This window comes from Geodermatophilus obscurus, assembly GCF_900115395.1.
Taxonomy (GTDB): Bacteria; Actinomycetota; Actinomycetes; order Mycobacteriales; family Geodermatophilaceae; genus Geodermatophilus; species Geodermatophilus obscurus_B.
On the sequence record NZ_FOWE01000003.1, the window covers coordinates 349,092 to 362,529 of the forward strand.

The 13,438-nt window shown below is 76.6% G+C and carries 12 protein-coding genes; 8 read left to right on the forward strand and 4 right to left on the reverse strand.

The window, feature by feature from the left end:
- The first annotated feature begins 26 nt into the window (after positions 1 to 26).
- Positions 27 to 773 carry a precorrin-4 C(11)-methyltransferase gene (cobM, locus tag BM165_RS07750; RefSeq protein ID WP_075012923.1) on the forward strand — a complete coding sequence of 249 codons (747 nt, stop codon included), beginning with the start codon at positions 27 to 29 and terminating at the stop codon, positions 771 to 773.
- Here cobM and BM165_RS07755 read toward each other — a convergent pair.
- Positions 764 to 1,846, reverse strand: a complete 1,083-nt coding sequence (locus BM165_RS07755) for a cobalt-precorrin-5B (C(1))-methyltransferase (RefSeq protein ID WP_075012924.1) — start codon at positions 1,844 to 1,846, stop codon at positions 764 to 766. The genes cobM and BM165_RS07755 overlap by 10 nt on opposite strands.
- Positions 1,847 to 1,872: 26 nt before the next feature.
- Here BM165_RS07755 and BM165_RS07760 point away from each other — a divergent pair, with 26 nt between their 5' ends.
- The 3 genes from BM165_RS07760 to BM165_RS07770 all read left to right on the forward strand — a co-directional run bounded on the left by BM165_RS07760 (position 1,873) and on the right by BM165_RS07770 (position 3,805).
- The gene (locus tag BM165_RS07760; protein WP_075012925.1) at positions 1,873 to 2,607 is read left to right on the forward strand and encodes a cobalt-precorrin-6A reductase; all 735 of its coding nucleotides are present in this window, start codon (positions 1,873 to 1,875) and stop codon (positions 2,605 to 2,607) included.
- Positions 2,608 to 2,658: 51 nt separating this feature from the next.
- On the forward strand, positions 2,659 to 3,147 hold the full coding sequence (locus BM165_RS07765) for an FBP domain-containing protein (protein ID WP_244274133.1): 489 nt from the start codon (positions 2,659 to 2,661) through the stop codon (positions 3,145 to 3,147).
- A 124-nt stretch (positions 3,148 to 3,271) separates the two neighbouring features.
- Positions 3,272 to 3,805 carry a hypothetical protein gene (locus BM165_RS07770; protein WP_075012927.1) on the forward strand — a complete coding sequence of 178 codons (534 nt, stop codon included), beginning with the start codon at positions 3,272 to 3,274 and terminating at the stop codon, positions 3,803 to 3,805.
- A 3-nt stretch (positions 3,806 to 3,808) separates the two neighbouring features.
- Here BM165_RS07770 and BM165_RS07775 read toward each other — a convergent pair whose 3' ends face one another.
- From BM165_RS07775 to BM165_RS07785, 3 genes are all read right to left on the reverse strand, one after another.
- Positions 3,809 to 5,425 (reverse strand): nickel/cobalt transporter, encoded by a 1,617-nt coding sequence (locus tag BM165_RS07775; protein ID WP_208976679.1) that lies wholly within the window; start codon positions 5,423 to 5,425, stop codon positions 3,809 to 3,811.
- Complete coding sequence (locus BM165_RS07780) at positions 5,422 to 6,732, reverse strand: tetratricopeptide repeat protein (RefSeq protein ID WP_177225143.1); 1,311 nt, start codon at positions 6,730 to 6,732, stop codon at positions 5,422 to 5,424. Before BM165_RS07780 ends, BM165_RS07775 begins: the two co-directional genes overlap by 4 nt.
- A gap of 153 nt (positions 6,733 to 6,885) precedes the next feature.
- Positions 6,886 to 8,613, reverse strand: a complete 1,728-nt coding sequence (locus tag BM165_RS07785; protein ID WP_143108076.1) for a DUF4331 domain-containing protein — start codon at positions 8,611 to 8,613, stop codon at positions 6,886 to 6,888.
- 402 nt (positions 8,614 to 9,015) lie between these two features.
- Between BM165_RS07785 and BM165_RS07790 the strand changes: the two genes are divergently transcribed.
- The 4 genes from BM165_RS07790 (at position 9,016) to BM165_RS07800 (ending at position 13,430) form a co-directional block, all read left to right on the forward strand.
- The gene (locus tag BM165_RS07790; RefSeq protein ID WP_075012930.1) at positions 9,016 to 10,716 is read left to right on the forward strand and encodes a GTPase family protein; all 1,701 of its coding nucleotides are present in this window, start codon (positions 9,016 to 9,018) and stop codon (positions 10,714 to 10,716) included.
- Positions 10,713 to 12,296 carry a YfjP family GTPase gene (locus BM165_RS07795; RefSeq protein ID WP_075012931.1) on the forward strand — a complete coding sequence of 528 codons (1,584 nt, stop codon included), beginning with the start codon at positions 10,713 to 10,715 and terminating at the stop codon, positions 12,294 to 12,296. The genes BM165_RS07790 and BM165_RS07795 overlap by 4 nt, the downstream gene beginning before the upstream one ends.
- Before the next feature lie 261 nt (positions 12,297 to 12,557).
- Positions 12,558 to 12,686 (forward strand): hypothetical protein, encoded by a 129-nt coding sequence (locus BM165_RS26025; protein WP_280140691.1) that lies wholly within the window; start codon positions 12,558 to 12,560, stop codon positions 12,684 to 12,686.
- Between the two features lie 378 nt (positions 12,687 to 13,064).
- A complete protein-coding gene (locus BM165_RS07800) occupies positions 13,065 to 13,430 on the forward strand; it encodes a hypothetical protein (protein ID WP_075012932.1) in 366 nt (121 codons plus the stop codon).
- Positions 13,431 to 13,438 lie beyond the last annotated feature (8 nt).

Here is a 13,438-nt window from a genome sequence, read left to right on the forward strand (position 1 = left end):
GCCATCAGCGCTGAGAGGGCTCGTTCGTGACGGTCCACTTCATCGGGGCCGGGCCGGGTGCGGCCGACCTCGTCACGCTGCGGGCGGCGCGGCTCATCGCGTCCGCCCCCGTCTGCCTCTACGCCGGCGCGCTGGTGCCCCGCGAGCTGCTCGACACCGCCCCGCCCGGCGCCCGCCTGGTCGACACCGCCGACCTCGACCTCGACCAGATCACCGCCGAGCTCGTCGCGGCGCACGAGGCCGGCCTCGACGTCGCCCGGCTGCACTCCGGCGACCCGTCGGTCTACAGCGCGATGGCCGAGCAGATGCGCCGCCTCGACGCGGCCGGCGTGCCCTACGACGTCGTCCCGGGGGTGCCCGCGTTCGCGGCCGCGGCCGCGTCGCTCAAGCGCGAGCTGACCGTGCCCGGGGTGGGCCAGACGGTCGTGCTGACGCGGACCAGCGCCCGGTCGACACCGATGCCGCCGGGGGAGGAGCTGGCCGCCTACGCCGCCACCGGCGCCACGCTCGTCCTGCACCTGGCCGTCCAGCGCATCGCCGAGCTCGCGCCGCAGCTGGCCGAGCACTACGGCGACGACGGCCCGGTCGCCGTCGTCGCCCGGGCCAGCCGCGACGACGAGCTGGTGCTGCGCGGCACGCTCGCCGACATCGCCGGCCAGGTCGAGGCGGCGGGCGTGCGGCGGACGGCGGTCGTCGTCGTGGGCCCGGTGCTGACCGCGGAGCAGTTCCCCGACAGCCACCTCTACTCGACAGGGAGGTGCCGTCAGGCCTGACCCACGACCGTCCCCGCGCGGTCGATGACCACGACGTCGACCGCGACCGGGGCGCCGCGGAGCACGCCGAGCGCGGTCTCCCGGGCGCCCGCGGCCACCAGGTCGCCCAGCGGCAGCCCGGCCGCCTGGCACTGCCGCAGCGCGTCGAGCGCGGTGTTCGCGCCGCGCACGCCCGCGACCAGGTCCGGCGACGCGCCGGCGCCGGCCACCCGGTCGGCCAGCGACGCGAACGACACCTGCGAGCGGCCCGAGTGCAGGTCGAGGTGGCCGTCGGCGAGCTTGGCCAGCTTGCCGATGCCGCCGGCGACGGTGAGCCGCGGCACGGGGTGGCGGCGCAGGTACTTGAGCACCGCGCCGGCGAAGTCGCCCATGTCCAGCAGCGCGTCCTCGGGCAGGCCGTACAGCTCCTGCACCGTCCGCTCGCTGGTCGAGCCGGTGCACCCGGCCACGTGCTCCCGGCCGGCGGCGCGGGCGACGTCGATGCCGCGGCGGATCGAGTCGATCCACGACGAGCACGAGTAGGGCACGACGACACCCGTCGTCCCGAGCACCGACAGCCCGCCGAGGATGCCCAGCCGCGGGTTCCACGTCTTCCGGGCCAGCTCCGCGCCGTCCTCGATCGAGACCTCGACGACGACGTCGCCGCTGCCGCCGTACCGGTGCGCCACCATGGCCACGTGCGCAGCGATGAACCGCCGCGGCATCGGGTTGATCGCCGGCTCGCCGACCGCCAGGGGCAGGCCCGGCTTGGTCACCGTGCCCACGCCCTCGCCGGCGCGGAAGACCACGCCGCTGCCCGGCTCTCCGAGCGTCACCCGCACGCTGACCAGCGCGCCGTGGGTGACGTCGGGGTCGTCGCCGGCGTCCTTGACGACGCCGACCGTCGCCGCGCCGGGCTCGAGCGACTCCTTCGCGAGCGCGAACGAGGGGTGCCGGTCGTTGGGCAGGTCGATGGTCACCGGGTCGGGGAACTCGCCGGTGAGCAGCGCGGTGTAGGCCGCGGTGGTGGCCGCCGTCGCGCACGCGCCGGTGGTCCAGCCGTGCCGCAGCCCGGGGGCGCCGTCCCTGCTCACGGGCCCATGATCCCCGGCCGGCCGGCATGACCGGGCAGGTGCTCGTGCTCGGCGGCACCGGTGAGGCGCGGCGGTTGGCCGCGGCGCTGGCCGACGGAGGCGTCGACGTCCTGTCCAGCCTGGCCGGGCGGGTGGCCGACCCGCTGCTGCCCGAGGGCCGGGTGCGGGTGGGCGGCTTCGGCGGCGCCGACGGGCTCGCCGCCTGGCTGGCCACGCACCGGCCGCGCGCCGTCGTCGACGCCACCCACCCCTTCGCCGCCCGCATCACCGCCTCCGCCGCGGCCGCGGCGGCCCGACACGGCACCCCGCTGCTGCGCCTGCAGCGCCCGGGGTGGACCCCCGGCCCGGGCGACGACTGGCGGTACGTGGACTCGCTGGCCGCCGCGGCCGGGGCGGTGCGCGGCGCCGGCACGGTGTTCGTCACCACCGGCCGGCAGGGCGTGGGCGCGTTCGCCGCGCTGCCCGGGCGGGTGCTGGTGCGCGCGGTCGACCCGCCCGACGACCCGCTGCCGGACGGTGCGGTGCTGCTGCTCGCGCGCGGGCCGTTCACCGTCGACGAGGAGGTCGAGCTGATGCGCGGGCACCGCGTCGACGTCGTCGTCACCAAGGACTCCGGCGGGCACATGACCGAGGCCAAGCTCGTGGCGGCCCGGCGGCTGGGGCTGCCGGTGGTGCTGGTCCGCCGCCCGCCGCTGCCCGAGGGGGTCGACGTCGTGACCACCGTGGAGGAGGCGGTGGCCTGGGTGGCCGGACCCGGATAACCGGTTGAGACGCCACGGTGCCGGAACGCAGGATGGCGCCTCGTGGAACCGATGACCGAGCAGCAGGTGCGGCGCTCCTTCGTGAACTGCTCGAAGGGCGAGGCGAACGCCGCCACCCTCCCGCGCGACCTGGCCGACCTGCCCTGGGACGGGCTCGAGCTGCTCGGCTGGCGTGACCCGAAGGCGCCGCTGCGCGGCTACCTCGTCGTCCAGCGCGAGGGCCGGCCGGTCGGCATCGCCCTGCGGGCGGCGGAGTCGCGCATGTCGGCCCGCCGCAGCGTCATGTGCCTGCTCTGCCGGTCCACGCAGTCGGGGGACGCGGTCTCGCTGTTTACCGCCCGCCGCGCCGGGGAGGCCGGGCGCAACGGGAACACGGTCGGCACCTACGTCTGTGCCGACCTCGGTTGTGCCGCCCGCACCCGGACCGAGATCCCGCCGTGGCTGCAGGACCGCGACCCGGTCGCGGTGGGGGAGGAGCGGGTCGCGGAGCTGCGCGCGCGGGTGGAGGAGTTCCTGGAGGCCGTCCTGCGGTCCGGGTGACCCGGCCTGCGGGTCACCCGCCCGGGTGGTGTCCGTCGGGTTCGGCTCGCGCCCGCGCCCGAGCCGGCCGATGGGGGAGGTGCACCACCTCCCGCGCCGTCGACAGGACAGGACACCCAACGCCATGAGCGGACCCGGCAGGGCACCCCGGAGGTCGCGCGCGGCGCGCGCCGCCGCCGTCGTCGTGCTGGCGCTCCTGCTCGCCCTCGCGCCCACGGCCGCCGGCGCGGCGCCGGGGGCGAATCGCTCGGCGCCGCCGGACGTCGTCCCGCTGCTGGACTGCACGATCACCCACAGCGACGGCTCCTGGACCGCCGTGTTCGGCTACGACAACCGCACCGGCGCCCGGGTCGAGATCCCCGAGGGGCCGGCCAACCAGGTCACCCCGCCGCGCTACGACGGCGCGCAGCCGACCACCTTCCAGCCGGGCGTCCGCCACGGGGTGTTCTCCGTGACGGTGACCTCCGGCGGCGGGCCGATGTGGCACCTGGGCCGGACCAACGTGGCCGCGCGCAAGGGCGGCACCGCCTGTCCGCCCGCCACGCAGATGCCGGCCGACGGCAACGGGACGGGCATCCTAGTCGCCCTCGTCCTCGCCGGCGCGGTGGGTGCGGTCGTCCTGCGCCGTCGTTCCTCCCGGGAGCCGGTCGCCGCCTGATCGCTACGCGACGCCGACGGTCCCGCGGACCACGAGCGCGAGTCCCACCAGGAGGACGAGTGCCGCGGTGAGCACCGGCACGGTCCGGGTGATCCGCCGCGCCCACCGGCCCAGCGCCGGGTCGGCCAGGCGCCGGGCGAACCGGTCGCGGACCCGCACGAGGGTGAGCCCGACCGCGGTCAGGGTGCCCGCCATGCCCAGGCCGTAGGCGAACACGAGGACGACGCCGAAGACCGTGCGGCCCAGCGCGACGGACGCCAGCAGCACGATCAGCGCCGAGGGACTGGGGACGAGTCCGCCCGCGATGCCCATGCCGAGCAGCCCACCGCGGCCGGGTCCGTGGTGGTGGCCGGGGCCGTGCGCGTGCCCGGGGCCGTGCGCGTGCCCGGGGCCGTGCGCGTGCCCGTGACCTGGGCCGTGGTGGTCGTGGCCGTGGTGGTCGTGGCCGTGGTCGTGGCCGTGGTGGTCGTGGTGGTCGTGGTCGTGGTGGGCGGGGGCCGCGGTGCCGGTCCCGGCGCCCGCGAGCGCGGGGACACCGGCCGCCCGTGCCGGTTCCGGCAGGTGTGCGGCGAGCGCGTCCGTGCGCCGGGTGCGCAGCGCCCCGCGCACCATCACGGCGCCGATCACCGCCACGAGCACGCCGCTGACCACCCCGAGCCAGCGCAGCACCTGGTCCCCGGCCAGCGTGCTGGAGAGCGACACCGCCAGTCCCAGCAGCAGGACACCGGCGGTGTGGGTGACGGTCACGGTGGCGCCCACGGTCAGCGCGTCCCGCGGCCGCCCGCGGCGGCCGGCCAGGTAGGCGGCCATCATCGTCTTGCCGTGACCGGGCAGCAGCGCGTGGCCGGAGCCGAGCAGCACGGCCAGGAGCAGCGCGCCCGCACCCACCAGCGGGGTCAGTCCGCGGTCGCCCACCAGCGCCTGCAGGTGCCGGTCGAGCGCGGCCATCGCGCTGCCGAAGGGGTCGCCGGACCCCGTGGCCGGCGCCGCCCCGCCGGAGTTCTCGCCGGGCTCGGTGGCCACCTCGAACCCGCGGACGTCCAGCGGCGAGGACAGCAGGTCCTCCGGGTAGCTGCGCAGCTCGTCGCTGATGCTGTCGACCGGCACCGGTGGGTCGAGCAGCCGGACGCCGTCGCCGTCCGCGGTGATCTCCCGCCAGCCCACCTGGCCGGGCAGGTGGTCGTTCCGGAAGGCGACCGTCGCGGCCCGGTCGAGCCGGGCATCGGCCCGCAGCTCGCAGGTCGCGCGCAGGGTCGGCAGCCCGGCGGCGCCGGGCACCACCTCGAGGGCCGCGCCCCCGGGTGTCCAGCTCAGCCGCTCACCGTCCACCGACACGGTCACGGCCTGCGCGAGGGCGGCGCACTCGCCGACGGCGGCCCGGTCCAGCTCCTCGCCGGTCGGCACCTCGCCGTCGGTGAGCCGCGGCAGGAGCTGCGCCGTGGGGACCTCGGCCCGGTCGACGACGGCCGTCAGCGACACCCCGTCGGGCCGCAGCGCCAGGGTGTCGTGGTGGTTGACGCTGAAGTTGCCCAGCGGGTGCGCCGAGGCGCTCCCCGCGGGCAGGAGCGTCAGACCGCACGCGACGAGCAGGGCCGCCGCCAGCCGCCGGCCCGCGGTCACAGGGGGCCGCCGAGGGAGTCGAGCAGCGCCTGCGCACGGGGCGCGTGCCACGCCGAGAAGGTGGGCTGGGTGTCGAGGACCCCGGTCAGGGTGGCGCGGGCCCGGTCGGTCTGGCCGAGTGCCGCCTCGATGACCCCGCGGTGGTACAGGAAGAGCGCGGGCGCGCCGCCGAGCGCGGTCGCCGCCTGCGCGTGTACGAGCGCCTCCGCGTCCCGGCCGGCGCTGTGCAGCGCCCACGCCAGGGCGTCGTGCGCGTCGGGGTTCTGCCGGCCGGCGAACTCGGCCTCGGCCGCGGCGACCGCCGCCGCCGGGTCGCCGTGGTCGGCCTCGAACAGCGCGACGCCGAGGTCGTCGCGGACCCCGCTGTCGGCGAACAGCGCGCGGATCGTCCCCACCACCGCGAACTGCTCCCGTGCCTCGGCCTCGCGCCCCAGGGAGAGCAGGTACTCGCCGTACTCGACGAGGTGCTCGGGCAGGGGGCGGGCCGCGACCAGCGACCGGTAGGTCTCCACCGCGGCTCCCTCGTCCCCGCGGGCGGCGAGCACCCGGCTCTGGCCGAGCAGGAGCCCGGCGTCGCCGGGCCGCACGGCCAGGCCGGCGGTGAACTGGCGCTCGGCCTCGGCCAGGTCCCCCGTCGAGAAGGCGAGAGCGCCGAGCTGCGTGCGGCAGAACGCCTCGTCCGACGGCGTCGCCGCGAGGTCCAGAGCCTGCTCCAGCGCGGTCACCGCAGCGGGGTCGTCCCCGCGGAGCTCGGCGTCGTAGGACGCCCGGGTGAACGAGGCGACCCCCGGCTGGAGCTCGAGCATGCGGCCCAGCGCCTCGGTGGCGCCGGCGTGGTCGCCGAGCTGGTGCCGGGCGTCGACCAGCACGCCGAGGGCGGCGGCACTGAAGGGGTTCACGTCCAGGGCCCGGCCGGCCAGGTCGGCGGCGGCCCGGAAGTCGTGCCGGGCGTTGGCCAGGGCGCCCAGCCCGGTCAGGGCCGGCTCGTTGCCCTCCGGGCGGAGCGCCAGCGACTGCTGGAGCGCCCCCTCGGCCCGGCCGTAGTACGACGGGTCGGCGGTGACCCGGGCCTGCTCGACGTAGGCCGCGCCGAGCTGCGCCCACGTCGTCCAGTCACCCGGCAGCTCGGCCAGCCGGTCCTGCGCGGTGCTGATCGCCTGCGCCAGCGGATCGGCCGGGGCGGCCGCCGGCGCAGAAGTGCCGGGTGCCGGGCGGTCGTCGCGCCACCCCGCGCTCAGCGTCGCGCCGGCCACGAGCAGCAGCACCAGGCCGGCGACGACGGCGCCGAGTGCCCTCCGCCGGCTCACGGTCGGGTACTCCGCAGCGGACCGCACCCGGGTGCCCGGCGCAGGGCGGCGTCCATCAGCGTCACGTCGGTCCTCCTCGGAGAGCGGCCGACGGCCGTGGGGTGCGGCGGGTGCCGCACCCCACGGCCGCGGAGCGGTGTCAGGCCGGTGGTGTCAGGCCTGCGCGGCCCGGCGTCCCCGGACGGGCAGGCGGTCCCGGAGCAGCGACAGGCCGCCCGCGGCGAGCAGGACCATCGCGGCGGCACCGGTGACGGCCGGCATCAGCATGCCGCCGCCGGACCCTCCGCCCGTGCCCCCCGGCATCACGGCGCCGTTGCCGTTGCCGCTGCCGTTGCCGTTGCCGTTGTCGGTCACGTTGACGGCGTCCGTGTGCGGCGCCGCGACGTAGGGGAAGACCTCGCTGAACTCACGGTCGTTGACGTCGACCCCGTCACCGGCCTTCAGCGCGTCGAACGCGGCCTGCCGGTCGGCCGGCACGTTCGAGACGTCGTAGATGCCCTCGAGCGCGAGCAGCTCGATGTCGACGACGTCGTCGGCGAGCCGGCGGCCGTTCGGGAACCCCTGGATGTCGCCGCCGATGACGCCGAGGCGGCTGGCCTCCTCGAGGGGCTGCATGTCCAGGCCGGTGGGTCCGGTGATGGCCATGTTCAGCCGCAGCATCTCCGAGGGCTGGAACGCCGCCGGGTCCGCGCCCGCGTTGAGCGCCTGCGAGTTGAGGTCGACGTCGATGGGGTTGGGCGTGGCCGGGTCGCCGTCGACGTCGACGACGCCGCTGGAGACCACGCCGGTCAGGAACACCTCGAAGATGTCGAACCGCGGGCCCGCGGGCGCCGGGACGCCGTAGATCCCCTCGATCAGCGCGGGCACCTCCGGCTGCAGCACCCGGTCGACGACGGCGCCGTCGGCGGCCGCCGCGTCCATGTCGGGGCTGATGGCGTTGAAGGCGTCCTTGAGACCCGTGGGGACGACGACCTCGTTGACCAGCGGCTGACCCAGGCGGGACACCTGCGTGTAGTCGTCGCTGGCCGCGGTGCCGTCGGCGTTGCGCAGCGTGGGCCGGGTGGTGGTGCTCCACACGCCGATGACCGGGTTGTTCGCGGCGTCGTGGTGGATGGCCACCTCGGACTTCGGCACCTCGAGCACGATGCTGTTGACGTTGTACCCGGCAAGGGTGTCCTGGCCGGTCTCGGACAGGTCCCCGCCGTAGAGCAGGTCGAAGACCCGCAGGTCGAGGAAGAACGGGTCCTCGGTCTGGGTCGCGAGCGTGCGGCCGCCACCGTGGACGTCCGTGACGGCGGGGTCGCGCAGGTTGGCGACGTAGTCCTCCGCCGTGCCCATGCCCGCCGGCCCGACATAGGAGGGGGCGACCGGGCCCTCCGCGACCGGGTGCCCGTAGCTGTGCCCGCCGTCGGTGCTCACGTCGAGCATGAACGACTGGCGGAACAGCAGGTTCTCGTCGTCGAGCGAGGTGACCGGGCCGTTGTTGTAGAGGAACGTGTCCGTGCCGCGCTGGTCCTGGGTGGTGAACCGCCAGCGGTAGACCAGGTCCGCGATGGCGTCACCGTCGTTGTCGACGTTGACCAGGTACTCGGCGTCCTCGGCCCAGGGGTAGAAGTTCGGGCCGCCGTCGGGCTCCTCGAAGGGCTGCCAGTTGGCGATCAGCACGACGTTGTCCTCGTTCTCCGGGCTGGAGAACGCGTACACGTCGGTGTTGTCCACCGCCGGGTCGTTGAGCAGCAGCGGCGCCTCGCGGTGGCTCGACGCACCGGCCGTGCCGGGCAGCAGCCCGATCACCGCCGATCCGCCGAGCAGGCCGCCGGCCGCGATCAGGGCCGTGGCACGGCCACGTCGTCCCTGCAGGAGTCGTACCGAACCGCTCATGTGCATCCTCTCCACGATCGCCTGACCGGCGATCCCCGTCGTGACGTCGCAGCCGACCGGTGAGATGACCTCACCGGCTCCGCCGGGGAGACGGTCTTCGTGGTGGTGCGCACTGGGACCCCCGTGTCCTGCCGCGACGACGGCAACGTATGGGGCGTCCCGGCGAAACGCCGTCGTGACCTGCGACTTCCTCCGTGCGCACGGCCCGGCGGATGCGCTGTGTCACGCATCACGGACGGATGACACCTGATCGTGCCCCAGCGGATCGTGCATCACGGGTTCCGGTACGACCCGGTCTGCCCCGGGTCGGCGGTCCCCGTCGTCCGTGGGCCTGACCTGCAGGGACTCCGCGAGGGCGGCCCCGGAGGGGTAGCCGGGCGCCGTCCGGGCTAGGTACCGGACATGACCGGTCCCGTTCCGCTGACCGACGCGCTGCAGGAGCTCCGTGACGCCGTCGCGGATGCACCGCTCGGCCTGGCCACGCCCGGCCGCGAGACCACCGCCCGCACCGCGCGGGCGGTGGTCGACCAGGTCGACGACTACCTGCTGCCCCGGCTGCGCGACCTCGACGCCCCGCTCCTCGCCGTGGTCGGCGGCTCCACCGGCGCGGGCAAGTCCACGCTGGTCAACAGCGTGCTCGGCACGCGGGTCACCGTGCCCGGCGTGCTCCGCCCGACCACCCGCGCGCCGGTGCTGGTGTGCTCCCCGGCCGACCGTGCCGCCTTCTCCGGTGACCGCGTGCTGCCGCACCTGGCCCGCACCACCGGGCAGGGGGACGTCGCCGGCGGTCTTCAGCTGGTGGTCACCGAGGCGCTCCCGCCGGGGCTGGCGCTCGTCGACGCCCCCGACGTCGACTCGGTGGTGGAGGCCAACCGCGACCTCGCCGGCCAGCTGCTGTCGGCCGCCGACCTGTGGGTCTTCGTGACGACGGCGGCCCGCTACGCCGACGCGGTGCCGTGGGACCTGCTGCGCACCGCGCAGGAGCGCGGCACCGCACTCGCCGTCGTCCTCGACCGCACGCCGCCCGAGGCGGTGACCGAGGTGGCCGCCGACCTCGCCGCGATGCTGGAGCGCGGCGGGCTGGGCAGCGCGCGGCTGTTCGTCGTCGAGGAGCGGCCCCTGACCGACGGCTTCCTGCCCGAGGGCCAGGTCGCCCAGCTGCGCGACTGGCTGCACGGCCTGGCCGCCGACCAGGAGCAGCGCGCCGCTGTCGTCCGGCAGACCCTGGCCGGGGCGCTGGAGAGCCTCGACGCGCGGGTGTCGGCCGTGGCCGCCGGCGTGGACGAGCAGGCCGCGGCCGCACACGCGCTGGCCGACGCCGCCGACGCCGCCTACGACGGGGCCCGGGACGCCGTCGGTGAGGGCGTGGGCAACGGCAGCCTGCTGCGCGGCGAGGTGCTCGCGCGGTGGCAGGACTTCGTCGGCACCGGGGAGTGGATGCGCTCGCTGCAGAACCAGGTGGGGCGGCTGCGGGACCGGCTCGGCGCGGCGCTCACCGGGCGGCCGACGACCGCCGACTCCCTGTCGGGGGCGCTGGAGTCCGGCGTCGAGACGCTGCTGCGCGCCGAGGCCGACCGCGCCGCCGAGCGCGCGGTCACCGCGTGGCGCTCGCTGCCCGGCGGCGGGGCGCTCGTGGCCGGGCGGGAGGAGTCGCTGGCCACCTCGTCGCCGGACCTCGCGCCGGCCGCCGCCGAGGAGGTGCGCGACTGGCAGGGTTACGTGCTCGACCTGGTCCGGGAGGAGGGGGCGGGCAAGCGCTCGCGGGCGCGGGTGCTGTCGTGGGGCGTCAACGGGGCCGGTGCGGTCGTGATGGTCGCCGTCTTCGCGTCGACGGCGGGGCTGTCGGGCGCGGAGCTGGCGATCGCCGGTGGCACGACGGCGGTCGGGCAGCGGGTGCTCGAGGCGGTGTTCGGCGACGCCGCGGTGCGGTCGCTGGCCGCCCGCGCCCGCGCCGACCTCGACGCCCGCGCCGACCGGCTGCTGCGCTCCGAGCAGGACCGCTTCGACGAGCTGCTGGCTCCCGCGGCGGACGCGCCGGCGGCGGCCGACCGGCTGCGCGCCGCGGTCGCCGTGCTGGCCGCGTCCCGGGGGGTGGCCGCGTGAGGGGGCGCGAGCTGTCACTGGCCGACCGGCTGGCGGCGCTGCGCGAGGCGGTCGGGGTGGCCGAGGGGCGGCTGGAGGTCCCGGAGGTGGGCACCGCGCGGTCACTGCTGGCGAAGGCGGGCGCGCGGGAGGCGCTGGGCGACGCGACCGTCGTCGCGCTGGCCGGGGCCACCGGCAGCGGCAAGTCGACGCTGTTCAACGCGCTGTCGGGTGCGGAGGTGAGCACGCCGGGCGTGCGGCGGCCGACCACCGGGGTGGCCCACGCGACCGTGTGGGGAGAGCACGGCGCCGACCGGCTGCTCGACTGGCTGGAGGTGCCTCGGCGGCACCGGGTGACCGACCCCGACCCGGCGCTCGACGGGCTGGTGCTGCTCGACCTGCCCGACCACGACAGCGTGCGGCTGGAGAACCGGCTGGAGGTCGACCGGCTGGTGCAGCTCGTCGACGTCCTGGTGTGGGTGCTCGACCCGCAGAAGTACGCCGACGACGCCGTCCACACCCGCTACCTGGCGCCGCTGGCCGGGCACGCCGGCGTGCTGCTGGTGGTGCTCAACCAGGTCGACCGGCTCGACGAGGCGGCGGCCGTCGCGTGCCTGGCCGACCTGCGCCGCCTGCTCGACGAGGAGGGCCTGGCCGGGACGCCGGTGCTGCCCACCGCGGCCCGCACCGGGCTCGGCCTGCCGGAGCTGCGCACCGAGCTCGCCCGCCGGGTCGGGGCGCGGAAGGCCGCCACCGACCGGCTCACCGCCGACGCCCGGGGCGTGGCCACGGCGCTGGCCACCCACTGCGCGCCCGACCTCGGTCGCGACCGCGGACCGGGGAAGGCCGCTCGCGAGGAGCTGGCCGGGGCGCTGGCCGACGCGGCCGGAGTGCCCGCGGTGGTGGCCGCCGTCGAGCGGTCGGCGCGGCGCAACGGCACCGCCCACACCGGCTGGCCGCTGCTGCGGTGGACGCGGAAGCTGCGGGCCGACCCGCTGGGCCGGCTGCACCTGGGCGACGAGCGGTCCCGGACGTCGCTGCCCCAGGCCGGGGCGGTGCAGCGGGCCGGCATGGACGCCGCGCTGCGCCGGGCCCGCGACGACGCCGGCCGTGGGCTGCCCCCGGCCTGGCGCGACGAGCTGCGGCGTACCGCCGAGGACACCGGCGAGCGGCTGCCCGACCGGCTCGACCGCGCCGTCGCCGGCACCGACCTCGGCCCGGACCGCACGCCGCTGTGGCAGCGCGGGGTCGGCGGGCTGCAGTGGCTGCTCGCGCTCGTCGCCCTGGCCGGGGCGCTGTGGCTGATCGGCCTGGTCGTGCTGGGGCTGCTGCAGCTCGACGACGTCGTCCCGCTGCCGCGGGTGCAGGGGATCCCGCTGCCCACGCTGCTGCTGGTGCTCGGCCTGCTCGCCGGGGTGCTGCTGGCGGTGCTCTGCCGGCCACTGGTCGCCGCGGGCGCGCGAAGACGTGCCCGGACCGCCCGGCGCCGACTGACCGCACGGGTGGCCGAGGTGGCCGACGACGAGGTGCTCGCGCCGCTGACCGCGGCCCGCGCCGAGCACGACCGGTTCTGCGCCGCGGTCGGTCGCGCACGATCCTGATGTGACACCTGCCTGCGACGGGACAGGTCACCCGCATGACCGAGACCGTGTCACCCCGTGCCCTCGCCCTCGTGTGCAGCCTCGAGCCCTCGCCCGCGCCGTCCTCCAGCGACCTCCTGGCCCGCCAGGTCCTCGACGTGCTGGGGGAGCACGGCTCCACCTCCGACGTCGTCCGGGTCGTCGAGCACGACGTGAAGCCAGGCGTGGAGGTGGACACGGGGGAGGGCGACGCGTGGCCCGTCATCCTGGAACGACGAGGCGATGGGCGGCCGCGACCACCTGGACCTCGACGAGACTCCCGAGGCGGTCGCCTCCACCACGAGGACGCTGGCCGAGAACGCCGCCCACCTGGCTCACGCGCTGAAGGCGCAGCCCTACCCCGGCCGCTGACCGCCCGGCGGCCGCCGGACCCGACGATCGGGAGGGCTCGGTGAGGTCGGGTCAGGGCGAGCGGCTCGTCACCGTCCGCGCGCTCCCACGCCTCCACGGCGTCCGTCCGGTCGTGCCGGACGACCCGGGTCGTCCGGCGGCGGTGCGTGTCCCCGTCGGAGGGGTCGGCTCTCCGGTCCCGACGACGTGCCACGACCCGACCGACAGGTCCTGGCGCACGGGCGGCACCGCTGGTGCACCCGGTGGTGGGCCGTCCCCGAGCGGCCCACTCAGGGACGGTCGTCCAGGGCGCTGGAGGCGCGCTGGCCCGCATCACCCCGTCACCCAGCGGACCGACATCAGGGCGGCTTCGGGCTCCGGTGCACTAGGAACGCACCTGTGACGTACGCGGAGCGGGGAACGGCCATCTGCGCTGGCCTCGGACTCCTGCTGTGGGGCGTCGTCGGCTCCGCGCTGGTGACAGCCGAGCCCAGCGACGGGGCCGACATCGGAGCCGGAGCGCTCGGGCTCCTGGCGATCGTGCTGTCGATCCGGGCAGCGGACAGGCTGGCCGCGTCCGCGAGCACGTCGACCGCGAAGGCGATGGGTCGGGCCTGCATGGTCGGCTGGGGTGTCTGGCTGGTTGCCGCGGTCACGGGCGCGGTCGCCCGAGACCTCCAGCTCGTGCTCGGGGTGGTTCCTCTCGCGCTCCTCGTGGGGTGCTTCGTCCTCGCCCTGCGGCTACCCGGCCGTCAGGGCGAGTGAGGTCCGCA